Source organism: Bradyrhizobium sp. Ec3.3 (genome assembly GCF_000472925.1).
Lineage (GTDB): Bacteria > Pseudomonadota > Alphaproteobacteria > Rhizobiales > Xanthobacteraceae > Bradyrhizobium.
The window spans coordinates 1-23,152 of the sequence record NZ_AXAS01000092.1; the positions used below are offsets into that span (position 1 = coordinate 1).

Annotated in this window: 24 protein-coding genes and 3 pseudogenes; 15 read left to right on the forward strand and 12 right to left on the reverse strand. The window is 58.4% G+C overall.

The window, feature by feature from the left end; translation table 11 throughout:
- Positions 1–1,264: pseudogene (locus YUU_RS53945) on the reverse strand (hypothetical protein); the annotation flags it as partial.
- A gap of 204 nt (positions 1,265–1,468) precedes the next feature.
- Positions 1,469–1,736 (reverse strand): annotated as a pseudogene (locus YUU_RS0142575) (insulinase family protein); the annotation flags it as partial.
- A 652-nt stretch (positions 1,737–2,388) separates the two neighbouring features.
- Here YUU_RS0142575 and YUU_RS61990 point away from each other — a divergent pair.
- Positions 2,389–2,514: a helix-turn-helix domain-containing protein gene (locus YUU_RS61990; protein ID WP_245288293.1), complete on the forward strand. Its 126-nt coding sequence runs from the start codon at positions 2,389–2,391 to the stop codon at positions 2,512–2,514.
- An 86-nt stretch (positions 2,515–2,600) separates the two neighbouring features.
- On the opposite strand, the gene YUU_RS57715 is transcribed toward YUU_RS61990, so the two are convergent.
- Positions 2,601–3,315, reverse strand: a protein-coding gene (locus YUU_RS57715) for an IS5 family transposase (protein ID WP_156944854.1) whose coding sequence is annotated in 2 segments (ribosomal slippage) — positions 2,601–2,969 and positions 2,971–3,315 — 714 coding nt in all. Because the reading frame shifts where the segments join, the coding sequence is not laid out codon by codon here.
- A 96-nt stretch (positions 3,316–3,411) separates the two neighbouring features.
- Here YUU_RS57715 and YUU_RS53955 point away from each other — a divergent pair.
- Entirely contained in the window at positions 3,412–4,053 is a 642-nt protein-coding gene (locus YUU_RS53955; RefSeq protein WP_051390222.1) for a TetR/AcrR family transcriptional regulator, read from the forward strand.
- Between the two features lie 26 nt (positions 4,054–4,079).
- Positions 4,080–4,913, forward strand: a complete 834-nt coding sequence (locus YUU_RS0142600; protein ID WP_027527663.1) for an SDR family NAD(P)-dependent oxidoreductase — start codon at positions 4,080–4,082, stop codon at positions 4,911–4,913.
- Positions 4,914–5,228: 315 nt separating this feature from the next.
- Here the strand turns inward: YUU_RS0142600 and YUU_RS53960 are convergent.
- A pseudogene (locus YUU_RS53960) lies at positions 5,229–6,313 on the reverse strand (IS110 family transposase).
- A gap of 118 nt (positions 6,314–6,431) precedes the next feature.
- Positions 6,432–7,502, reverse strand: a complete 1,071-nt coding sequence (locus YUU_RS53965) for a YeiH family protein (protein WP_051390223.1) — start codon at positions 7,500–7,502, stop codon at positions 6,432–6,434.
- An 85-nt stretch (positions 7,503–7,587) separates the two neighbouring features.
- Here YUU_RS53965 and YUU_RS0142615 point away from each other — a divergent pair, with 85 nt between their 5' ends.
- Positions 7,588–8,490, forward strand: a complete 903-nt coding sequence (locus tag YUU_RS0142615; protein WP_027527664.1) for a LysR substrate-binding domain-containing protein — start codon at positions 7,588–7,590, stop codon at positions 8,488–8,490.
- A gap of 50 nt (positions 8,491–8,540) precedes the next feature.
- Here the strand turns inward: YUU_RS0142615 and YUU_RS59650 are convergent, their stop codons facing one another.
- The 3 genes from YUU_RS59650 to soxC all read right to left on the reverse strand — a co-directional run bounded on the left by YUU_RS59650 (position 8,541) and on the right by soxC (position 10,970).
- Positions 8,541–8,828: a hypothetical protein gene (locus YUU_RS59650; protein WP_156944855.1), complete on the reverse strand. Its 288-nt coding sequence runs from the start codon at positions 8,826–8,828 to the stop codon at positions 8,541–8,543.
- A 320-nt stretch (positions 8,829–9,148) separates the two neighbouring features.
- Positions 9,149–9,688: a c-type cytochrome gene (locus YUU_RS0142625; RefSeq protein WP_027527666.1), complete on the reverse strand. Its 540-nt coding sequence runs from the start codon at positions 9,686–9,688 to the stop codon at positions 9,149–9,151.
- A complete protein-coding gene (soxC, locus tag YUU_RS0142630) occupies positions 9,675–10,970 on the reverse strand; it encodes a sulfite dehydrogenase (RefSeq protein ID WP_051390224.1) in 1,296 nt (431 codons plus the stop codon). The genes YUU_RS0142625 and soxC overlap by 14 nt, the downstream gene beginning before the upstream one ends.
- Before the next feature lie 275 nt (positions 10,971–11,245).
- On the opposite strand from soxC, the gene YUU_RS0142635 reads away from it, so the two are divergent.
- From YUU_RS0142635 to YUU_RS0142670, 8 genes are all read left to right on the forward strand, one after another.
- Entirely contained in the window at positions 11,246–11,971 is a 726-nt protein-coding gene (locus tag YUU_RS0142635) for a succinate dehydrogenase/fumarate reductase iron-sulfur subunit (RefSeq protein ID WP_027527668.1), read from the forward strand.
- Between the two features lie 2 nt (positions 11,972–11,973).
- Positions 11,974–12,306: a succinate dehydrogenase gene (locus YUU_RS0142640; protein ID WP_027527669.1), complete on the forward strand. Its 333-nt coding sequence runs from the start codon at positions 11,974–11,976 to the stop codon at positions 12,304–12,306.
- Entirely contained in the window at positions 12,303–12,644 is a 342-nt protein-coding gene (gene sdhC, locus YUU_RS0142645) for a succinate dehydrogenase, cytochrome b556 subunit (RefSeq protein WP_027527670.1), read from the forward strand. The genes YUU_RS0142640 and sdhC overlap by 4 nt, the downstream gene beginning before the upstream one ends.
- Before the next feature lie 2 nt (positions 12,645–12,646).
- Positions 12,647–14,413 carry an L-aspartate oxidase gene (locus tag YUU_RS0142650; RefSeq protein ID WP_027527671.1) on the forward strand — a complete coding sequence of 589 codons (1,767 nt, stop codon included), beginning with the start codon at positions 12,647–12,649 and terminating at the stop codon, positions 14,411–14,413.
- Complete coding sequence (locus YUU_RS0142655) at positions 14,410–15,372, forward strand: fumarate hydratase (protein ID WP_027527672.1); 963 nt, start codon at positions 14,410–14,412, stop codon at positions 15,370–15,372. Before YUU_RS0142650 ends, YUU_RS0142655 begins: the two co-directional genes overlap by 4 nt.
- Positions 15,336–16,016 carry a fumarate hydratase C-terminal domain-containing protein gene (locus YUU_RS0142660; protein WP_027527682.1) on the forward strand — a complete coding sequence of 227 codons (681 nt, stop codon included), beginning with the start codon at positions 15,336–15,338 and terminating at the stop codon, positions 16,014–16,016. Before YUU_RS0142655 ends, YUU_RS0142660 begins: the two co-directional genes overlap by 37 nt.
- Before the next feature lie 68 nt (positions 16,017–16,084).
- Positions 16,085–16,402, forward strand: a complete 318-nt coding sequence (locus YUU_RS0142665) for an NIPSNAP family protein (RefSeq protein WP_027527673.1) — start codon at positions 16,085–16,087, stop codon at positions 16,400–16,402.
- 40 nt (positions 16,403–16,442) lie between these two features.
- On the forward strand, positions 16,443–17,186 hold the full coding sequence (locus tag YUU_RS0142670) for a sulfite exporter TauE/SafE family protein (RefSeq protein ID WP_027527674.1): 744 nt from the start codon (positions 16,443–16,445) through the stop codon (positions 17,184–17,186).
- 32 nt (positions 17,187–17,218) lie between these two features.
- On the opposite strand, the gene YUU_RS0142675 is transcribed toward YUU_RS0142670, so the two are convergent.
- Positions 17,219–18,157 carry a LysR family transcriptional regulator gene (locus YUU_RS0142675; protein ID WP_027527675.1) on the reverse strand — a complete coding sequence of 313 codons (939 nt, stop codon included), beginning with the start codon at positions 18,155–18,157 and terminating at the stop codon, positions 17,219–17,221.
- Positions 18,158–18,526: 369 nt separating this feature from the next.
- Between YUU_RS0142675 and YUU_RS0142680 the strand changes: the two genes are divergently transcribed.
- The 3 genes from YUU_RS0142680 to YUU_RS0142690 are packed head-to-tail and all read left to right on the forward strand — an operon-like array spanning position 18,527 to position 21,247.
- Entirely contained in the window at positions 18,527–19,297 is a 771-nt protein-coding gene (locus YUU_RS0142680) for an ABC transporter ATP-binding protein (protein WP_027527676.1), read from the forward strand.
- A 28-nt stretch (positions 19,298–19,325) separates the two neighbouring features.
- On the forward strand, positions 19,326–20,186 hold the full coding sequence (locus tag YUU_RS0142685) for an ABC transporter permease (protein WP_198031949.1): 861 nt from the start codon (positions 19,326–19,328) through the stop codon (positions 20,184–20,186).
- Complete coding sequence (locus tag YUU_RS0142690) at positions 20,186–21,247, forward strand: ABC transporter substrate-binding protein (protein WP_245288294.1); 1,062 nt, start codon at positions 20,186–20,188, stop codon at positions 21,245–21,247. The genes YUU_RS0142685 and YUU_RS0142690 overlap by 1 nt, the downstream gene beginning before the upstream one ends.
- Before the next feature lie 110 nt (positions 21,248–21,357).
- Here YUU_RS0142690 and YUU_RS0142695 read toward each other — a convergent pair whose 3' ends face one another.
- The 3 genes from YUU_RS0142695 to YUU_RS0142705 form a co-directional block, all read right to left on the reverse strand.
- Positions 21,358–22,197: a nitroreductase family protein gene (locus YUU_RS0142695; protein WP_027527679.1), complete on the reverse strand. Its 840-nt coding sequence runs from the start codon at positions 22,195–22,197 to the stop codon at positions 21,358–21,360.
- Between the two features lie 88 nt (positions 22,198–22,285).
- Positions 22,286–22,594 carry a sulfite:cytochrome C oxidoreductase subunit B gene (locus YUU_RS0142700; RefSeq protein ID WP_027527680.1) on the reverse strand — a complete coding sequence of 103 codons (309 nt, stop codon included), beginning with the start codon at positions 22,592–22,594 and terminating at the stop codon, positions 22,286–22,288.
- Positions 22,595–22,605: 11 nt separating this feature from the next.
- On the reverse strand, positions 22,606–23,152 hold a 547-nt coding region (locus YUU_RS0142705; RefSeq protein WP_027527681.1), incomplete at its 5' end, for a molybdopterin-dependent oxidoreductase.

Genomic DNA, 23,152 nt, shown 5'->3' on the forward strand with positions numbered 1-23,152 from the left:
AGGGCGTCGCGAAGCTCGTGTACTCGAAGTAGACTGTAGACGCGTCCTCAAGCCCGGCGAAGCCGCGCGCTAGGCCGGGACCAGGCAAGCTGACCTCGCCGTCCTGCGCCCCGTCTTCACGGAAGACACGAACCCGCGACTTCCCGTGATGCAAGTAGTGCGCAAAGAACCGCTCCCCGCCGCANGTGACCGCGAGCAGGGGATCTGTGGTCTCCGGGATGATGATGCGTGGCGGGTCGCCCAGGCGGCCGAGGTCGAAGGCGACCAGACGGCGGTTGGGCGCGCCTTCGTTGGTCAACACGTAGAACACCGCACCCTGGACAGCCACGAACCGATTACTGGCGAGCTGGTCCTGCTTCCCAATGAAGATCGGTTTGAATCCGTCCTTCGGCCGAGTCAGGTCTTCGAAGAGTAGCGTCGCCCCACCACCTTCGAACCCTGAGTTGACGATGAGGTAGCGACCGTCGGCAGAGACCGATCCGATGAACATGTGGTCCGGGTTGGCCTTGTTCTCATACACGAGTCGATCTTTGGCCTGGGGCTCGCCGAGCCGGTGGTAATAAAGCTGCTCGCCGACATTGGGGGCGCGGAATTCTTCATCCTTCGGCGGCTTCGGGAAGCGCGTGTAGTAGAACCCTTGACCAGCGTAGTCCCAGGCAGCCGCGCCGAACTTGTTCCAGCGCACCTCGTCAGGGAAAACCTTGCCGGTCGCAGTATCGATAACCCGCCAAGTGCGCCAGTCGGAACCTCCGTCATGGACCGCATAGGCTACCAGCCGGCCAGTCCGCTCATAGGCGACGGCAGCGAGTGCGCTAGTCCCGTCCTTGCTCCACGAGGCCGGTTCAATGAGTTTCACGGGCTTTGAACGGTTGCTCCGGACGATCCAGAGCGCGGCCTGCTGATCACCGGGGCGCCGGCGGAAGAAGAATTTGCCTCTGTCCCGACGCATGGGTGCGCTCACCGTCTCGATATTGAGGAGGGCTTCGAGCCTGCGGTGGATCGCACGACGCTCAGGCACTCTTGCCAGATATCTCCTCGTCAGACGGTTCTCCGCCTCGACCCAGTTGCGTACTCGGGGCGCGGTCCGAATGTCGTCCTCTAGCCACCGGTAAGGGTCCTCCACTTGGGTCGACCCATACCGATCGATCCTCGGAGCGGCGGCCGCGAAGGGGTAGCGCAGCGCGTCAGCCCCCGAAGCCGGACCGGTGCAGGCCAGGGCGGCGACGGCCGCCCCTATGGCCAATTGTCGGAGGCGGCGGGGCATACGCACACTTTGCTCATTTCTCAATCCGTACGCTCATCAGTGAGATAGATGTATTCAAGCGGGTCGCGCATCGTCGCCTCGGAGAAGTTAGGGCGAAGCACAGCGCATCAAACAGCGTCCAAGAGAGGCTCTCTTGTTTCTCTTCGAGAACAGTCATGGAGGTGGCGAGTTCGATTGATGGAGCGCGACTAGCCGTAAGGCACTTCAGTTCGACTTCGGCGCCGGCGCTGCCGCCGGCTGCGCCGCGGCCTGCGGGGCGCGGCCGACGACGACAGTCAGAAGGCCCTGGTCCCACAGCCGCTTTGCGGCCGGCCTGGCGCCGTCCAGCGTCACGGCATCGACGATGGCATTGCGCTTCTCGATATAGTCGATCGGCAGCTTGTCCTGCCGATATTGCAGTAGCGCCTGGGCGAGCTTGGAGGAGCTGTCGACTGCCAGCATCTGCGATGCCCTTGAGATAGGACTTCGCCTCGTAGCGAGATCCCATATCACCTCTCAAACACACGACGCTCGCGCCATCTGCAACGCAGCTCGAACGAGCGTCGTCGTGGCGTCGCTTCCACGCTGCGTGTGGTGTGCAGGATCTAGGCCAGCGGGTGCGATGCGCATCCCGGCGGTTTTTCGATCGCGATGTTGTCTGCCAGACAAGGCCTGTGGTGATAGGAACAAGCCGCACGTCTGTGGTCGAACACAAACGCATGCTGTAGGCCGGGACCGCGGATCGCTCGCGGCGGCACGCAACGGCGCCGGTGCGCCCCCAGACCATTGAGCACTGGTCCCCTCGAGCATGAAACGTGGCGGACCCGCAACCCAGGACAAGCCCATATGGTGCGCGCCGGTCTTCCGATGTCACTCTCGTCAGAGACGGTGGGTGCGCCGACGGACGATTTGAAGGCGAACGCCAATTCAGGTTCGACGCAAGGAGACCTAACGCGCTTGCGCTCTCTCCGTCATAATCAGATGACAAATCCACAGGGCAACAAAGGGAGGCCGATGATGAGCACGAAGAAGAAGCTACCCGCCCATAGGCCGCGGCTCCGGGAATATATTCGCCGATCTCGGTCCTGCCGAATGCCGAGGAGCACCAGCTCGAGGCCGCTCTCGTTGTTCAGCCGAAACGACTGATGACGGACCGGGAGATCACGCAGACCGAAGCCGCCAAGCTGGTCGATTTGAAGCAGCCCAACCTGTCCAAGCTGCTTCGGGGCACTTCAAGCTGGTTTCAGTGGAAAAGCTGCTGCGGGGGCTGACAGCGTTCGACCGGGATGTCGAAATAACGGTATAGCCACATCGAAAGTGGGGCGAATCCGGCCGGATCACGTTTATTCCGGCCTAGTTAGGATGCGGACTCATAACGCGCGGCCGGCCATAGCCGGATAGATGCGAGTTGGACGAAGGCAAGGTAGTTTCCCGCAAGCCTGTCGTAGCGCGTCGCCATACGACGACATTGTTTGATCCTGTTGAAGAACCGTTCGACCTGGTTGCGAGCGCGATAGAGGTGCGGGCCAAAGCAGATCGGATCGTTGCGATTTCTTTTCGGCGGGATGTTGGCCCACGCGCCCTTCTTCATGGCAAGCTCCCTGATCCAGTCGGCGTCATAGCCACGGTCGGCAAGCAGCATTGATCCGGATTTCAGACGAGACAGCAGTTTTCCGGCAAGTCGAACGTCGTGCGCCTCGCCGGGGCTCAACGCAAGCCGTACCGGGTAGGCCATTGTTATCGACCACCGCGTGGATTTTTCTGGTCAAACCACCGCGTGACATTTCCATCGATTGTCGCCGATTTCTGCTGATGCGGGCTCCATGCTGATGCACGCGAACTATAGAGGTGTCGATCATCTGGACAGTGGCATCATGAGCACCGGCAAGTGCGTCTATGCTTCGGGTCCAGACGCCAGCCCGTCGCCAGATGACGCCAAGGTGGCCGGAGCGCAGGACCCAGAAGATGCCATTGAGGACATGGCGGTCGTTCACCCGAGGGACACCACGCGGCTTGTTCGGCAGCAATGGTTCGATGGCAGTCCATTCATAGTCTGCAAGTTCGTAGCACATGATTCGAGCCCCTGCTTGGAGGCTTTGAATCACAGAGAGTACACCACGGTCAAAATTTTATTTACAGCAGTATAAATCTACACTGCTGTCTAATCTATGCAGCCGACGCGTACCGAACGATCTCGTGACCTTATCCTCGACGCCGCAGAGGCGATCTTTCGCGATCGAGAATTTGCATCCACCTCAGTAGAGGAGGTCGCCCGTCGGGCTGGCCTGACGCGCAAAACGGTCTACAACTTGTTCTCCTCTAAAGAGCAGATTGTGGCCGAGCTCCGCGCACGCGCCGAGGCGCGCTATTATCCGCCGATTCGGGCGCGCATCGCCGATGACGCGCCCGCACTTGAGATCCTTAGAGACACACTGGTTGGTCATGGACGCTGGTGCGCAGCTAATCAGAATGTCGCGGTGCTGGCCTTGACCGGACCAGCGAACAAACCGTCCACAACCGCCAACTCCGGCGACGTTGCATTCATCACCTTAGTCAAGGACATAATGGTTCTAGGCCAGCAACAAGGCGTGATCCGCAAGGACGAAGACGCCGGCAATATGGCGTTATTCCTCCTCGGCGCCCACGCCCAGACCATCCGCCACATGCTGGCAACCGACTCATTCCAAGATGCGAAGTTGAAATACGTACTGCGGCTGCTCATCGAGGGTATGGGGGGCCGATCGATTCCGACGAAAGCAGCAGCTGTACGGCGCGCAAGAACTTCTTCCAAATCGAAACGGCGGTCGTAAATTTTCACCATCGGCGGAGCAGAGTCATGAAGGTTAGCAAAGGGCAGGTAGCGGTCATCACCGGAGGAGCTAGCGGCATCGGTTTTGAGTTGGCTCAACGCGGGTTGCGCATCATGCTTGCCGATGTCGAAAGTCGCGCATTGAAGTCAGCCGAGCACCAGCTCGTGCAAGACGGCTTTGAGGTGGGTTCTGAACTAACGGACGTAACGGACTACGCGGCCAGCGAACACCTGGCACAGGCGACGGTTCGTCGTTTCGGCGGCGTCAACATACTGATCAACAACGCCGGTGTCGGTAGTGGTCTAGGCCCAATCTGGGCTAGTGACACGCGGGACTGGAACTGGACTTTCGGCGTGAATTTGTTCGGTGTCGTTCACGGATTGCAGGCTATGGTCCCACGTATGCTGGCGCTTGGAGAGGGGCACGTGGTTAACGTTGCCTCACTTGCCGGACTCGTCTCGGTTCCATTTAATTCGGCTTACGCCGCGTCCAAGCATGCAGTAGTTGTACTATCCGAGAGCCTCGCAGGCGAGTTCGCCGCTCTTGGACTTCCGATAAAGGTATCGGTCGTCTGTCCCGGGTTTGTCGCAACACGCATATTTGAATCCGAGCGCAATCGGCCTGACCATTTGCGCGCCGCCGCTAGGACGCCGCCTGAATTGGCGGAAAGACTAAGAGCTGCATTCGCGGAGCGCGTCTGGAATAATCCCAAGTCACCTACCGAAGCCGCGTCGCGCATAGTCGCGGGCATCGAACGTGATGATTTCTACATACTCACCCATCAAGAGCAGAATGCGGCTGTGCTTAGCCGGCTGGCAGCGGTGGAAAGTGCGGTAAGGTCTTCGTGCCCGACATCCTGAAACCGGATTCATGGCAGAAGGACTGCCTCGCGGCGTCGGCTTTATAGGTACACGCCCTTCTGCAATGGACCCGATGATGTCAAGCCTCCCGAGTGAACGTCACGCCGCCGAGCTCATGCTTCTGTCCGTGGTTAACGCCTGGCCGCCACATCATGCTGTCAGAGGGAGCGGTGAGCCTATCTAGGTACGCGTGGTTCGTCAGATGACGGCCACTGGGCGTGTAACGGCTTCACCGGATCCACCGTCCCGGCGACGGGACTTCGGGCACTGGGCATCAGTTCAGCCCGGTTGCGTTCTTAATCTCCTCGACGTGTTCTATGCTACGATCAGCCCCGCTTCTCCCCATCGGTAAGTTGTGCCGTCGACCCAGATCCGATGTAGGATCACTGCGAGCTTACGTGCCGGAGCCCCTTTTGCGCGCTTCGAGCCTCGCCGCTTGGCGACGCCCATCCCCCAGCGCTTGAGTTTTGAGAACCGCGTGATGCGCGATAGCAGAACGTTGGCAGCCTCATACAAAACCGTGCGGACTATCTCGTCTCCGGCCAGCGTGATTCCGCCCGTGACATCCTTTTCCCCGACTGGTATTTCTTTGGCATGAGCCCAAACAGCGCCCCTGCCGCCTTCGATTTTGCGATGCGATGGGGGTCATCAATCGCCGATTTGTAGGTGATAGCTACCAGGGGACCGACGCCTGGCACGGTCATCAGCCGGCGACAGACCGCATCGTCACGCACAGTTGCCAGCACAGCCTTGTGTAGCCTTCCGCACTCTGCCTTTAAAGCGGATCGTGCCGAAAGCATCGCAGTAACAATGCGCTCCAATGTCGCCTGACCTGCAACTAACTCCCGGATCCGCGCTTCGAAATTCTTCCGTGTCACCGGGCCAACCTTCAGCCCAAAACCACGCAGTATCCCGCGGATACTCAACTCCACATCGATCAGTCGCCCAAGAAGCTGTTTGCGTGCGATTAGGAGGGCCCGGATCTCCTGCGCATCGACTGATTTTGCGTGTACCGGCCGGAACCGTCCCATCCGGATCAATTGGGCGATCTCGCCGCATCCTTGCGATCAGTCTTCACCGTCATCGCAGACAATGCGGCCTTCACATGCCGCGTTTCCAGCAGGACCGTTTCGTATCCTGCTCCTTTAGCCCCGCATGCAGCCATTGCGACAGTGGCCCAGCCTCCAGCCCGATCCGCTTCACTGCAAAGCCAGGCGTCTTAAAAAAGTCAATCAAGGCGTCGGGTTCGCTCGCGACCTTCGCCTTCTTCAGGATGAGGTGCGAACCATGTTCATAGTCTCGTGGCGCGACTTCGCCGGACCGACGCTTTTATCCTGGCCATCCACAACGCATACGCTCTTTAGTTCCAAAGACACATCGATTCCGGCATACTGTTCCATGGCTGTCCTCTGTCTCCAGATGCTTGGGGCCGACTCACCGTCGTGACCCCGTTTCATCATCTATCGGGGGACAGCCACCATCATCCCCCCTTGCTCGGAGCAGGGCCCATTACGGCATCTAGGTCGGTATCACGTAGCGAACGAGACTGAAGCTGACCGCGATCAAGAAGATGAGCGACAACGTTACAGCGGCCGTCACTCGGGCTCCGACCTGTCCGACTACGCGAAGATCCACGCCCAGGCCGAGCGCGGCCATCGACAGGACCGTGAAGACGCTGGCGATGCAGCGGATAGGCGAGATGAAGTTGTCGGGAATCAAAGATAGAGACCGCAATGCCGCCAGCACGAAAAACACGATGATGAACCAGGGGACTGCTTCGAAGCGCTTCCGCTTCGACGGTCTCGCCGCCCCGTCAGTGCGTAGGCCCCGTGCCAGGTAGGCGATTGAAGCGACAACCGGTCCTAGCATCATCACCCGCACCAGCTTGACGACGGTGCCGATCTGGGTGCTGACGAGGCTTGCCGGCATTGTAGCTGCCAACACTTGCGGTACGGCGTAGACGGTCATGCCCGCTAGTATCCCGTATTGAACCTCCGAAAGAGCAAACAGCGGTATCAGCAGAGGCAATCCGAGAACAACGATGACACCCAAAATTGCGGTAAAGGCGATCGAGGAAGCAATTTCATCGGAGTTCGCACCGATCAGAGGCGCCACAGCGGCAATAGCCGAGTTTCCGCAGATTGAGTTTCCACAAGCGACTAGAATGGCAAGACGGTTTGAAAGCCCCAGAGATCGGCTCACCGCGTAGCTGATCACGATGGTCAGAATGACAACGCAAACGGTCGCCACCAGTAGAATTGGACCGGAACCTGCAATCGTCGAGAACGTAATCGAGGCACCTAGCAATGCGACAGCAACTTCCAGCAGTTGCTTCGCGCTGAAGGCGATGCCTGCTCGCCAGCGTGTGCCCGGCGCCCAAAAGGTGCGAATAGCCGTTCCGACGAGAATGGCGATCACGATCGCTTCTAGGTAGGGATGACCAAAGCTCGATTCCTGTGCCATCTGAAGACTGATCGCTACTGCAGTCACTGCAGCGCATAGGACTATCCCGGGAAGAACCGAAGATGCCGCTGAAATGGCTGAAACAGCAGGCGTGGACTTCTTGGTGCCATCGACTTGATCCGACATCTCGTTCCCCTAAAGAGAACAAAATATGCGTGACACGAGCGATTTTTGAAAATATCAAATTGTCATGAGCCGATAATGGGGAATTATGGCCCTCAACCTTCATTTGCTTCGGATGTTCGTGGCGGTAGCCCGAGTGGGCAGCTTTTCTCGCGCCGCTGAAGGAATGAATCTAAGCCAGCCGGCACTGTCAAAGGGAGTGCGGGACTTCGAACTCCAGGTCGGCTGCCGGCTGCTGAACCGGTCTCAAAAAGGCGTGGTGCCTACGGCGGAGGGCCTCGCTTTGCTGAAGCATGCGGAGGATCTATTTGCCGCCGAGCGCGCAGCCGAGGAAATGCTCTCGTCTAAGCGCAACCTGAACAACGGATCGCTGCGAATTGGTGCAAGTACGACGATTGCCACCTACATGCTCGCTCCTTATCTGGGGGCCTTTCATAGGGCCTACCCTGGGATTGATCTCCATCTTGTCAGCGCGAATACGCGCGAGATTGCCGAGCAGATGGCGGCTCAGGATATAGATATCGGCTTGGTAGAGGGGCCGATCGAGGAGGGTATTGTGATCGCCGAGAAATGGCGGACTGACATCATGAAGTTGATTGTGTCTGAACATCATGATTTCGCTTCGGAGAAAGAGCCGATCGATCCCCAGCGTTTGGGAGGCGAGGTGTTGATTCTACGCGAGCCAGGATCTGGTTCGCGCGAGGTCGTAACGCAGGCACTCGCGGCGAACAACATCGAGCCGCTCCGGCTCCTCGAGATCGGTAGCACGGCTGCAATTAAGCAAGCCGTGGCGGCAGGAATCGGCGTTTCCATCGTTTCGACTGTTGCGACGAGAGACCAAGTCCGGCTGGGCTATCTGAAGGCCGTAGAGCTTCGTGGAATCACAATAGAGCGCTCACTATGGCGACTGAGGCTATCGGACCGAACTCCGAGACCTGCCGCACGAGCATTCGACAAGTTGTTGGATGATCCGGAAGTGCCCCAATCCTAGCGACGGATAAGCGCCATCCGCTCTAAAAGATCGTCCCGTGGTCCGTTCGGTCAGGATTCGAGGCCCGTCGGGCCGCCAAGAAGCCGTTCATAGAGGCCGGCTCTGGCGGCGTCAGCTACGAATTGTCGGACTTCGTCTCCCTCTTCAATGAGGGCGAACTGTGCGCCGCCGAGGCGAGGCATTCTGTTCTGAAAGTCTCGGCCCAGGACCACACCCATGCTGGTCGTTTGGGTGGTCGCGCTGAACTCGAGAACTGGATCGTCAGGGACGGTATCGGTCATCTTGGTCAGTAACAGTGCGACAGTTGCGCATCCACTCTGCTGAAAAACAAGCGTCACGCTGCGTGTCCCTAGGATCCGAATAGCGCAACCAGCTTCACATGCGGGTCGTCCTCTGGGAATCACGGCGGGAGATATCCGAGTTCCCCAAAGGATGTTGGCGGATTGCTGCTGCTTTTGACCGCTACGGGGAGATGGCTGAGCCGGAGGTTCGATCACCACCTCATCGAAAATCATGCTGTAGAACAGTATCTCCGACGACTCTGCAGGCCGCGAAATGAGGAGCATGAGTCGGGGTAGTCGCCCGCCAACAATCGAGCGAAGTTTTTCTGTCAGCCCCGTGATCATAGTTGAGCCATCCGAGTGAACGTAGACACAAGTCACTTTACATCTGGGCGGGGATCTCCAACGAAATTATCGCGGTTGGGCATCCTGATGGCGGGCAGCGTCTTCGCATCCAAGGCCGCGTTGTCGGGTAGCAGACCGTTGAGATGAAGAACATAAGCCGTAACCGCATAGACCTCCTCATTGCTGAGCGATTGGGGGGAGGGGTGCGGCATAGCTCGGCGTATATAGTCGAACAAAGTGGTCGCGTATGGCCAATAGGATCCAACGGTCTTGACAGGATTCGGCGTGGCCAATGTACCTTGTCCGCCAACAAGCTTGTCACCGACGCCGCCTTCGCCTTTCGAGCCGTGGCAGGCAGCGCACTGTTGATCGAACACTTCCCTGCCGAGACCAACCGAGCCTTTGCCTGGCGGCAGATTCGTCCCTGTGCGGTCAACATCGATATTCCAGCCAGCGATTTCAGCTTCAGTCGCTGTACGTCCAATCCCGAGTTTAACGGAGGGCTCCGAATGCGCCGCCGAGGCCAGGAAGAATGCGGCCGAACTCGCAATCAGAAGATTACGCATTTGCATTGGTAACCTCGCCGTCCGCGGCAACCCGCCAGGGTTGGATTGCGTTGTTGTGATAGAACGAGTTATCTCCGCGTACGCCAACCAAGTCAGACAATGTCGGCTGAACGTAGCCAGTTTCGTCGATCGCTCGGCTTTGGATCACGGTGGGGCCGCCTTCCCATCGCCACGGCAGCCTGAAGCGCGTCAGAGCTCGCGTAAGTACCGGCTCCTGTAGATGTGCTTCTTGCCAGCTCTTCCCATCGTCGACCGAGACATCGACGCGCTTGATCTTGCCGCGTCCAGTCCATGCGATACCCGATATTTCGTGGAAGCCATGCGACTTGAGCTTTTGGCCACCGGATGGATAGGTAATGATGGACTTTGCGTCCATGTAGAACGTGAATTCTCGCGCCTTTCCGTCCGGCAAGAGGTCCGTATATTTCGACGTTTCTTCGCGAGAATAGACCGCCTCGGCAACGACATGCAGGCGGCGCAGCCACTTTACGCTCATGTTACCTTCAAAGCCCGGCAAGAATAGACGCAAGGGATAGCCTTGCTGCGGACGAAGCCGCTCACCGTTTTGGCTGTAGACGAGCAGCGCGTCGTCGAGACATTTCTCGATCGGAATGCTGCGGGTCAATGCGGCTGCATCTGCGCCTTCAGCGACGATCCACTTTGCCTCGCGCCGCAATCCTGCTTCCTGCAGCACGTGGCTGAGCTTGACACCGGTAAACTCGGCGCAGCTGACTAAGCCGACCAGGTCAGATGCTGTCTTGCCATACGGCTTCTTGAACCCGGGATTGCCGGAACACTCGAGAAAGTAGATGTGTGATTGAGACGGGAAGCGTCTCAGGTCATCCATCGTGAAAATGAGAGGATTGTCGACGAGGCCGTGGATGATCAGGCGGTGTTGGGCCGGATCAATCGCCGGAACACCAGAATGGTGACGTTCGTAGAAAAGTCCGTTCGGGGTGATAATGCCATCCAGATCCTGAAGGGGAGTGCGACTGGACGTCCAAAAAACCGGATCGCCACTTTTCGGTATATTTCGCGTGACGCCCTTTTCGAACGGCGACGGCGTCCCGTAGAGCTGGCTGCCGACGGGGTCGCCGGGCGACTTCATCCATTCAGGGACGTTCGGCGGCAGATTTTCGCCATGGAGCGGGTCTGCGAGAACGTCTCCGCCGACGACCGCGCTGACAGTCGCGCCTCCGACAATCGTACCTCCCTCGCGCAAGAATTGCCGACGCGAAGCGACGAGCACATGCTGATTTTGGATCGTTCGTGCGGTCGGCCATGTCATCGATCTCCTGTCTCAGCGCGCAAACAGACAAGCCCTGTCCTATCGGAGAGATGTGAGCAAACTAACTTTCCTGAAATTGCATTTCAGAATTCGTGCAGTGCAGCGTCGATTGGTTGGTACTCCGCCGCAAGACGTGCGCCTCGGGAGTGCCTTTCGGCCGCACCGCATTGTCATGATAGTTTATCTTACATTTTCCGTCACTATTTTTGGGTTTCTGTCAGAAAAATCGTCAATATAGTCGAGCTCAGGCAAACAATATTCCTGGGAGCGAGCGCTTGTCCTCGGACACAAAAACCCTCGACGTATCTGTGTGGCGGGGAGACAGCGCTGGCGGCAAGTTTGAGCGCTTTCAAGTCCCCAATCAGCAAAGCCAGACTATTCTCGACGTCGTGGTTTGGATTCAGCAGAAGATCGATCCCACGCTTGCCTATCGATACGCGTGCCGGGTGGGTATGTGTGGATCTTGCGCGATGATGGTCAATGGCGAGCCTCGCTGGACTTGCCGAACGCACGTACTGAAGGTTATTCGCGACAATCGCATTGAGGTGGCGCCGCTTCGCAATTTGCCGGTGATCAAGGATCTCGCGACGGATATGGATCCCTTCTTCACGAAATGGGTCAAGGCCGAAGGAGTATTCCACCCAACAAGCTCAAGGGATGACGACATCGTCAAAGTAAATCCGTCGAGTGACGATCGCATTCTCGCGGATGCCGCCATCGAGTGCATCAACTGCGCGGTATGCTACGCATCTTGCGACACTGTACAGGGCAATCCGGAATACCTAGGACCCGCTGCGCTGAATCGCGCATGGACCCTCGTCAACGATGAGAAGGACGGAAAGCGGGCCGATATCCTCGATGCGGTGTCGCAGCGCGGGGGCTGCCACAATTGTCATTCCCAGGGTAGTTGCGCCAAGTTCTGCCCGAATGAGCTGAGCCCAATTACGTCGATCGCCGGCTTGAAGCGCGAGACGATAAAGTCCTTCTTCAAGGGGCGGTGATCATGCTGACATTTCGCCTTTTCATGCTGCAGCGAGTGACAGCGCTCATCATGGCTCCCCTGGTCCTGGGACACCTGGCCGTGATGGTCTATGCGATACGTGGCGGCCTATCGACCGGAGCGATCCTTTCTAGAACACAGGGAAGCCTTCCCTGGGCCATTTTCTATGGGACCTTCGTTGTGGCGGTGTCGATCCATGCCGCGATCGGCGTGAGAGTAATCGCCGCAGAGATCTTTCACATGCGCGGTCTTCTCCTCAACGCCTTGTCTTGGGCCCTGTGCGCCTTCTTGCTTTTCGCAGGGCTGCGCGCCGTTCTTTCGGTGACCGCGCTATGATCCGTCCGCACCGAAAGCATCCGCTCTGGTTGGCCTACATTCTTCATCGGCTATCCGGCCTGGCGCTCGCGATCTTCCTGCCGGCGCACTTCTACGTCCTTTCGCTCGCGCTAACCGCACCGAAGGATCTAGATGGCTTCTTGCATTGGGCGGACAAGCCGCTGGTGAAGGCCGTCGAGTTTGGGCTCGTGTTCCTGCTGGCGGTCCATTTCTTCGGCGGCCTCCGGCTTATGGCTTTCGAATTGCTCACCTGGACGAAGGATCAGAAGACCTGGGCCGCGGCTAGTGTGGCGTTCGCGTTCATGGTCGCCGGCAGCTTCGTTCTGAGGGCGATTTGATCATGGCGGCTCCATTCGATCTTGAACGTCACGACACCGACATCCTAATCATCGGGACCGGCGGAGCCGGCCTGTTCGCGGCACTTCACGCGCAGCAGGCGGCTCCCCAAGGCACCAAGATCACGATCGCCGTGAAAGGTCTCATCGGGAAGTGTGGCTGCACGCGGATGGTCCAGGGCGGCTACAATGTGGCGCTGGGCGGCGGCGATTCCGTCGAACGTCATTTCATGGACACGATCGTTGGCGGAAAATGGCTTCCCAACCAGGACATGGCCTGGAGGCTGTGTGAGCAGGCCGTGGTGCGCATCCGCGAACTCGAGAACGAGATCGGTTGCTTCTTTGACCGAAATCCTGACGGCACACTGCACCAGAAGGCGTTCGCGGGGCAAACGGCGGACAGAACTGTCCATAAGGGTGACTTGACTGGCATCGAGATCATCAGTCGCCTCATGGAGCAAGTGCTCGCTCGACCGGTCGAGAAATTGCAGGAACACCGTGCAGTAGGTCTGATTCCATCGAAGGATGGTTCGTCCCTTGCCGGGGTCTTGTTCATCGATATGCGCACGGGTGCACTGCGGTTGGTACGCGCCAAGACGGTGCTGATGGCGACCGGCGGCGGGCCGACAATGTACAAGTATCACACACCATCCGGCGACAAGACGATGGACGGCCTCGCCATGGCTCTTCGGGCCGGCCTACCGCTCCGCGATATGGAGATGGTTCAGTTTCATCCCACCGGGTTGCTCGCGGGTGAAGATACTCGGATGACGGGCACAGTCCTGGAAGAGGGACTTCGGGGCGCCGGAGGCCAATTGTTGAACAGTTACGGCCATCGCTTCATGTTCGACTATGACGCAAAGGGCGAAAGAGCGACCCGCGACGTCGTCAGCCGAGGAATCTATGCGGAGATGCGTAAGAACAACACCTCGAAGAACGGCGGCGTATACATCTCGATGGCCCATCTCGGCCCTGAGAATGTACGGCAGAAATTCAAAGGCATGGTGAAACGTTGCGCGGACAGCGGTTTTGACCTCGCCGCGGGGCAGGTCGAGGTGGTTCCCACAGCGCACTATTTCATGGGTGGCATCGTCGTGGATACCGACACGCACACCGAGATGGAAGGGCTGTACGTCGCAGGCGAGGACGCCGGCGGTGCACACGGATCAAATCGGCTGGGCGGAAACGGCGTGGCCAATTCAACCGTCTACGGCGGAATTGCGGGCGACGTCATGGGCCGCGATATTCGCAAGATGGCACGTCTGCGCGATCCGGACGAGGCGGTTCTCCAGACCGAAATAGAACGGGTCGTCTATCCGTTCACGAAATCACCAGGAAACATCCAGGAGTTGCGCAATGAACTTCAGAATACGATGTGGGACAACGTCGGAGTGATGCGAACTGCGGCAGGAATGACCAGGGCTGCTCGCCGCATTTTGGAGATTCGGTCCGAGCTCATGAATGTCGGCGTGGCAGGAGGCAGCCGGGCCTTCAATCTCACTTGGCACGACTGGCTGAACGTAAGCTCGCTCTGCGACATCTCGGAGGTCATTACCAAGGCGGGTTTAGAGCGAGAAAACTCTCGTGGCGCCCACTACCGGGAAGACTTTCCAGAAAGCGGGAGCTTGGAGGGGTCATACTTCACCTTGGCGCGCAAGCGCGACGAGGAGCTCCAGATGAGCCGGGAACAGGTGCAATTCACTATCGTACAGCCAGGCCACTCGATCCTATCCACCGAAGAACCCGCCACCCTCGTGAGGGCTGCAGAATGATTTCCATCGATGCGATTCAGAAAACTGCGGAAACCTTGATGGAGAAGGCCGCCATCGAAATACCCGAGGATTATCTCGATGGCCTCAAGGCCGCAGCAGACGTCGAGGATGGCGATCTGTCTTCATTCGTGTTGCAAGCCATGCTGGAGAACTACGAGGCGGCAAAGCAGGATCGTCGCGCGATGTGCGGGGACACCGGGTGTCCGCGCTGGTACGTCAAGATGGGTAACGAAGCGAGGATCGAGGGCGGTCCGATCGCTCTGGAAACTGTCCTGCGACGCGCCACCGCCAATGCAACCAGGAACGTCCCTCTCAGGCCGAATCGCGTGCATCCCCTTTGGCGAACCGATCACGATAACAACGTCGGTATCGGTGCGCCCGAGATTGAATATGCTTTCGAGCCCGAGGGCGACTGGATCGATCTGGTCACGGTCCACAAGGGCGGTCTGTTCGGAACGGACTATCGCATGTTGTTTCCCTCCGATGGTATCGCCGGGATAAAGCGCTTCTATCTCGATAGTCTCGTTGCGTTTGGGAAGCGCGGCTTAGCGTGCCAGCCGGCCATCATCGGCATCGGTCTCGGGGGCTCGAAGGACGCCTGCATGGTTCTGGGTAAGCGTGCCGCCTGCTTGCGAACAGTCGGAAATCGAAATTCGGATCCGCGTATCGCGGAAATGGAGCGGGAGTTCAAGGAGCTCGGCAACTCCATCGGAATGGGCGCGATGGGATTCGTCGGAAAATCGATGGTGATCGATTGCCATATCGAAGTCGGATATTGCCACACCGGCGGCATGCAGATGAGCGTCCACGCGTTTTGTCTGTCCTCTCGCCGCGCGGTAGCGCGCATCCATGGTGATGGCCGTGTCGAGTACCGGACCGATCCGAATTGGTTCACTGATTATCAACGTCGGGAGACGGTGGAATGGAACGTGCTTCCAAGCCTAAGCAAATCCGCCTGAGCACCAAGCCTACGCGGGAAGACCTGGCGGCCCTGAAGATTGGAGACATCGTCTATCTGGATGGACTGATCTATACGGGCCGCGAGGGCGTGTACATGCGCGTTCTCGAGGGGAAGGAACCTCTCCCGCTGAGCTTGCCGGAAGAGAGTGCTGCCAACTTCCACTGTTCGCCGGCGGCTACCGTTGATCAAGACGGTAACATTACGATGGGCGCCGTGACGGCCACGGCCTCCTTCCGCTTCTCGAAGTGGATCGGGGATTGGCTGCGCATTTCCGGCGCGATGCTCATCATCGGCAAGGGAGGCATGACGTCGCACGACTACAAGGAGCATTTCGTCCCGAACGGCGCAATCTATCTGACGACCGTAGGGTACGGCACCGGCGCGCTATTGGGGCGCGGAATTAAACGGGCGCGTGATATCTACTGGAGGAAGGAACTCGGGCTCGCGCAAGCCATGTGGCTCATCGGAGCCGAAAACATGGGGCCTTTCATCGTCGAAAGCGATTTGGAAGGCAACAGCCTGTTCGAGCGCGAGAACGCCAAGGTATCCGCCAATCTCGAGCGTGTCTACGCGGGCACGAAACCGGCGGTACTGAAGCGGTTCGGCGAAACGGACGATCGGTCGGACGAGCTAATTAGTTAATCGCAGCGAAGCTCGCACGGGATAGGTCCGCGATCGTTCAATTCGCCAGCAGGCTACAAGGAAGCACAATGTTCGTGGACGAAAGAATATACTCCCTGCATGCGGGCCAGGTCCCCACCTTCTTGAAGCTTTACGAAGAAGAAGGGATGGAGTGCCAAGTGCGCATTCTGGGGAAGATGGTTGGCTATTACTATACCGATTTCGGCCCGCTAAATCAGATCGTTCATATGTGGGGATATGAAAGCCTGGACGATCGATTCGAACGGCGAAAGCAGCTGCAAGCGTCGCCGCAATGGCAGTCCTACGCCAAGAAAATGCGTCCTCTTGTAACGAAAGTCGAAAACAAGCTGCTGGTTCCCGCGCCATTCTTTCGTGTACCGAACTAGGAAATAGACCACGGTCGATTAGACGGTCGGCATCCAAGTCATGAGCTTCTATCTTTGGCTTGCGGCAGGCTCCGCGGCGGGCGGCTTCATCAACGGTCTTGCAGGGTTCGGAACTGCGCTTTTTGCGCTCGGGTTCTGGCTGCAGATACTGCCGCCAACCGAGGCCGTCTCGATGATCGTCATCATGTCCGTTGTCAGCGGGCTGCAGGGCGTTGCTCTCGTCCGCGATAGTATCCGTGAAAATCCATTGCGCCTGTCGAGGTTCGTCCTCCCCGGACTGGTCGGTATTCCGATTGGCGTGAAGCTGCTCGCGGTCGCAAGCCCGCTCGCGATCAAGCTGACGGTAGCAGCCTTCCTCATTGTGTATGGTGGCTTCATATTGCTGCGCCGGGAGCTTCCACAGTTGCCCCAACCGAAGCCGATATTGGACTGCGCTGTCGGATTCGTAGGCGGAATCTTAGGAGGAGCGGCCTCGTTATCTGGAGTGCTGCCGACGATCTGGTGCACGCTCCAGCCTTGGACAAAGTCCGAGCAACGAGCTGTCATGCAGCCATTCAACGTCCTCATCCTGGCGATTGCGGCCACCGTTTACGCGATCAGTGGCTACTACTCGTCCAGAAGCGTTCCGCTGATCCTGATTGCGCTCCCTATTACTCTGATCTCGGCCCAAGCCGGTATCTGGGCTTTCAAGAGACTGTCAGACGATCAATTTCGAAAGCTGCTCGTCTGCTTGATGTTTGTCTCGGGATTGATCATCGTCGCCAAGGAAGTGCTGTTTGGCTAACCGGCTGAGCGGTGCCAGACGGTCGCTTGCTCTCATCGTTTTCGCCTCGACGACCTCTCCTTAAGTGCCGGCCGACGCGAGTCTGGCGAAGACTGCCCGTCGCGTATTGCTGCGGCAAACCGAGCGTTCATCTCGTCGATCGCGCGAATCCTCACGCTGTCCGCTCGGGATATGCATCCGAGTATGCGGGACAAGCGCCTGTCCGGACCGAGCGGCAGGTGCTTAAGGGGAAGGGCGTTCGAAGCGCTAACGCAGGTTCGCGGCGCGATCGAGACGCCAAGATTGTAGTAGACCATGCTCGAGATGGCTTCCAGGCTTTCCAGCTCCATGCTCTCGTTCACGACGATCTTGTGTTCCTGGAGCCAAGTTTCGATCAATCCTCCGACTACGGCCTGGCGTGAGAACCGTATGAACGGACTTCTCTGCAGCAACTGGAGCGGATCCTTACCCTCAGCTTCGAGGGATGCCAGCAATTCAAAAGGCTCTTCTGCAAGATCGTACCAGACAAGATTACGAGGAATGAACTGCGGCTTCGAGACGATCGCGAGATCGAGATGACCTCTCTCGACCTGTTGGATCAGCGCGGTGGTCAGGCCAGGCGTGATGGTGACATGCAGGCCAGGATAATCGCTCTTCAACTTCGACACCGCTAGGGGGACGAGGCCCGTGAGTGTGGTTGGGACGGCTCCTAGCGAGAAGACGCCCTCGATTCCTTGATTGCCCAATACATTTGGTACGATGCTGTCGTAAGCAGCGACGACCTCACGGGCCTTCGAAACCAGTGCCCGTCCCGCGGGAGTGAGCTCTGGCGTTCGGCGACTTCTGTCGAAAAGCGCGATCTTCCACTCCTCTTCAAGAGCCCTGATTTGCTGGCTTACGGCGGCGTGAGTAACGAACACCTCCTTCGCCGCAGCACTGAAGCTTCCCTGGTCCGCCACGGCGATCAACGTTTTGAGGGTTCGGATCGACATTTGGGCACTCCGTCGGCATGTAAGACAAACTTTCAATAATCGTTAGCATTTGTGCCTTTGAGAAAGAAGGACTTTACGCCAGTATTTTAGAAGCGGAAAAAATTGCGAAACGCAAGACGTAGCCCGCGTGAGGAAAGCGCTAGAGGTGCTCAGCATTAATCCTTGGGTCAGGATCCCTCGCTCTCGTCGGAGCCAACGCTCGGCTAGGCTCGCAAGAAGCTGCCTCTATCGCGTCAACAGTTGGGTGATGCGACGACCGCGCGGTCTCCAAATGCAGAATGCCAGTCATCGGGCCGGCGTCGACGAATTATAGCGTCGCCGGAATAACCGGATCCCAAGAAAACATCAGGGACACAAATGGGAGGAGAAATGGACCGAGACGAGCCGCTTCTGAAAGTATCCGGCGTTACGCTGCAATATAAGACAACGTCTCACATCGTGACGGCAACGTACCGCGTCGGCTTTGAGATGTTGAAGAGCGACCGGTTCGTGCTGCTCGGGCCGTCGGGATGCGGGAAGTCGACGCTTCAGAAGGCCGTTGGCGGATATATCACGCCGACCGAAGGCGAAATGCGCCTCAAGGGCAAGCTGATCACGAAACCAGGCCCTGATCGGATGATGGTATTTCAGGAGTTCGACCAACTCTTGCCGTGGAAGACGGTGCAACAGAACGTCGCTTTCGCGCTCGAAGCAGCGAAAAAGATGCCCAAGCGTGAAGCGGCTGATCGGGCTGGCCATTATGTCGAGATGGTGGGGCTCTCAAAATTCTCCAACAGCTATCCTCACATGCTGTCGGGCGGCATGAAGCAGCGTGTCGCGATTGCGCGCGGCATGGCTATGGAGCCGGACATCTTATTGATGGATGAACCATTCGCTGCGCTCGACGCCCTGACCCGGCGCAAGATGCAGGACGAGCTTCTCTCTCTCTGGGACAAGACGCGCTTTACCGTCATGTTTGTCACGCATTCGATCGCCGAGGCCATCAAGATCGGAAATCGTATCCTTCTGTTGTCGCCACATCCGGGCCGGGTGCAAGCGGAGCTCAACAGCGCAACGACCCCCGAGGACGTCGCGCACCTCGAACGGCAAATCCACGAAATGCTGTTTTCCGAAGCTGCGCCGGAGGCGGCCCATGCGTAATCAATTGAGCGTCGTGTCAAATTCGCAAATGACCAACTCTTTCCGTCCCGAAATCCGGAATGCTCAGAGCCTCGAGGAGATCAGGGTCGTCGAGAAGCCTCGATCGCTGTTCGATAAACTCTACGGCGAGGACGTCGTTCGGAAGGCATTCATTCTCATCGCCCTCGCATTTGTCTGGGAGGCATATGGGCGTTGGCTCAACAACGACCTCCTGTTCCCGACCTTCGGTGCGACGATAACGGCGTTCGCCAAGGGCGTCGCCAACGGTGTTCTGCCCGGCCGGGCGTGGGGGTCAATCCGAGTTCTGCTGATGGGGTATGCGGCGGGTGTCATTCTCGCCGCGATGTTGACTGGTCTAGCGATCGCATCCCGGATCGGCAGGGATTTTCTTGAGACGATGACTTCCATGTTCAATCCTCTGCCGGCGATCGCCCTGCTGCCGCTCGCCTTGATCTGGTTTGGGCTGGGGAATGGAAGTCTGGTGTTTGTATTGGTCCACTCAGTCACTTGGGCGATTGCGCTCAACACCCATGCCGGCTTCCTGTCCGTGAGCAAGACCTTGAAGATGGTCGGCCGCAACTACGGACTTGGCGGTCCTGCTTTCATCATGAAGATCCTGATTCCCGCAGCATTTCCCAGCATTCTGACCGGTTTGAAGATCGGGTGGGCGTTTGCCTGGCGAACACTGATTGCGGCCGAGCTGGTGTTCGGCGTCAGCTCCGGCTCAGGCGGTCTGGGATGGTTCATCTTCGAGAACAAGAACATGCTGGACATCCCGAACGTATTTGCCGGTCTGTTGACCGTCATCTTGATCGGGCTTGTCGTCGAGAACCTCATCTTCCGCATCATCGAGCAGAGGACGATCAACCGGTGGGGCGTCCATAGTTGATGGCAGTGAAGATCCCCTCGCATACGCGAGAAACGACACGAATGGGAGGACAAACGGTGAAATCCAGTTACCTGGCACTTGTCGCGCTCGCTCTGGCGAGCGTGCTGACGCCAAACGCTTCACGGGCGGAAGTGTCGACGATACGTCTCGCCAAACAATATGGCCTGGCCTATCTGCCGCTGACCGTTATGCAGGAAGAGCAGTTGCTCGAAAAGGAGGCGGCCAAGAGCGGTCAAACCGTCAAAACGGAGTGGCTCCAGTTCTCCGCCGGCTCGGGGATGAACGAGGCGCTACTCTCCGGCAACCTCGACGTAGCGTCGGGCGGTGTCGGCCCTATGCTTACGATTTGGTCGCGGACTTTGAAGAACTACAAGATCAGGGGCATCTCGGCGATGGCTTCGCTGCCTCTGTACCTCGTGACTGTCAACCCAAAGGTGAAGTCGCTCGCGGACTTCGGTACCGCCGACAAGATCGCGATGCCGACAGTGAAGACTTCGATTCAGGCAATCACGTTGCAGATGGCTGCTGAGAAGCAGTTCGGGAAGGGACAGGCGACCAAGCTTGATCCGCTGACAGTCTCCTTGAGCCATCCCGACGCTCAGGTTGCGATGTTGGGTGGCAAGGCAGGCATCACCTCGCATTTCGGATCTTCTCCATTTCAGGAGATGGAGCTCAAGGATCCCAGGGTGCATCAAGTGCTTGACAGCTATCAGGTACTCGACGGACCCCACACGTTCAGCGTTGCGTGGGCAACCGACAAGTTCGTGACTGGGAACCCGAAAATCGTTGCGGCATTCTATGCGGCGCTTAAGGAGAGCATCAATTTGATCAACTCCGATCCGAAGACAGCCGCGAGCCTTTGGATCAAGGGGGACCGCCTCAAGCTCTCGGAAGAGGATGCTGAGACAATCATCAAAAATCCCGAGAACAAGTGGACGACCGAGCCTCAGAAGCTGCTGGTATTTCTGAATGGAATGCACGCCGCGGGGCTGATCAATGACACGACCAGCAACTGGAAGGACCTCTTCTTCACCTACGTCCACGACACAAAGGGAAGCTGAGGCGCAGGGCTCAACTGGGTGAGTCCGTCGCCAGCCGAGCGTGCGACGCTGATCTGCCTGTTGGATAGCTCGCCGTGTCAATTCTCCGCGCAGTGTTACGTGTCGGCCGATTAGTCTAGCCTGAAGCCGATGCGCTTGACGTAGGCGCCGAAGTCTTGGCGCTCCGGAAACGCGTATTGCCGGGCTTTGTCCTCGGACCAGCCATAGCTCTCAGACCGCCCGAGTTCCTTGACGTATCGTTGCGTTGTGTACGGCTGGTCGGCCGATCTGCGCCCATCGTACTCCTCGATCGCGGCGTCGAGCGTGTCGTCGGTATAGGTGTTGTGGTGAACAGTAACGGTGAGGGGTAATCGCAAACTCCGTGGTGGCTGCTCATCTGGATACCCGACGGCGAGGCCTGCCACGGGAAAGACGTGTTCGGGTAGATTCAGCAGCTCCGCGAGCCGGTCCGGGTCGTTGCGCACCGCGCTGATTGGGCAGACGCCCAGCCCTTCTGCTTCCGCCGCGATCACAAACGATGAGAGCGCTATCGCGGCATCGACCGAGGCATTGAAGAAGGCATCCAGATGGTCGTTGACGAACTGCCGAGCTCTCCGGGCATGAAGGCGCCGCTGCCGCCGATTGTTACCGCAGAAGATCAGAAGGTTCGGGACTCCCCCGAGCCATTTCTGGCCCAGGCGGCCTCCCGCCAAAAGTAGGCAGATCTCGGATCGCAAGGCAGGCGAATCGATAATGATGATATCGCGTTGCTGCAAATCGCTCTTGGTTGGGGCGCATAGCGCAAGAGCACAAAGTCGCCGCAGGACGTGATCTGGGATTTGTTCGGGGCGGAATTTCCGAACAGAGCCGCGCTTGGCCAGTTGGCTGTGGACGGCAGGGGCGCTGTCGTCGAGCTCTAGATCCGCCGCCTCGGGGCCGAAGCGCTTGGAGAGCAGATGAAATTCATCCATGTCGCGATCCAGGTCCGATTGCTTTGAAACTTGTAAATCCCGTCAGGCTAATCGATCCAGATTCGGGATTTGGGAGCCTCACTGGAGTTCAATATGTCGTGGCTAGGTAATCGACGATCTTGCCGACGTCGGCATCGTCGATCGGCGCGCCATAGACCTTGATCATCTTGGTCACTTCGGCCTGCCAGAAGCCTTTCTTGTCCTTCATTGGCGGCTGCGTCGCGATGTAGTCGGACGAGTGGCAGGCAGCGCAATTGCCTTGAACCTCCTCGAGATTGGGCCCCGGCTTGAAGGCGGCGACCTCATCCGGCGTCTTGTAATTGACCGGGGCGGCAAGGGACGAACTCATCATGGCGACAACGGCGAGTGTGGTGGCGAGGAGAACGGTGCGCTGCATGATAATGCTCCTCAGGCCACGCTGACGCGGACGGTTTCGACGACATTGCGTAAATAACCCGCCGGGTTCCAGCGCGGCGTCTCCGGCTGCGTTTCGCCGGAATTGCTGGTGGCGCGCACCTTGAGCTCGACTTGCCCCGCCGCGAGCGTCACCGGCAGCTTCCATTCGCGGAAGGAGTAGTTGCCGAGATCCTTGCCGAGCTTGGCGGGGGTCCAGGTCTTGCCGCCATCGGTAGAGACCTGGACGTCCTTGATGCCTTTGCCGCTGTCGAAGGCGATGCCGCGCAGCGTCGTGCGGCCGGCCTTCAGCCTGGCGCCGTCGGCAACGCTGGTGATGAAGGAGCGGATGGTGAAGCGGTTGATCGGGATCGTCGCCTTCGGCGCAGTTCCCGGCTCGACGCAATTGCAGGGCGTGTCGGGGATGCGATAGGCCGACTTCATCCAGAAGCCGTCNTAGACNNTGTCGATGACGGTGATCTCGTTGAGGTGCTTGACCCAGTAGGTGCCGTAATAGCCGGGCACGATGAGGCGCAGCGGGAAGCCGTTGAGGAACGGCAGG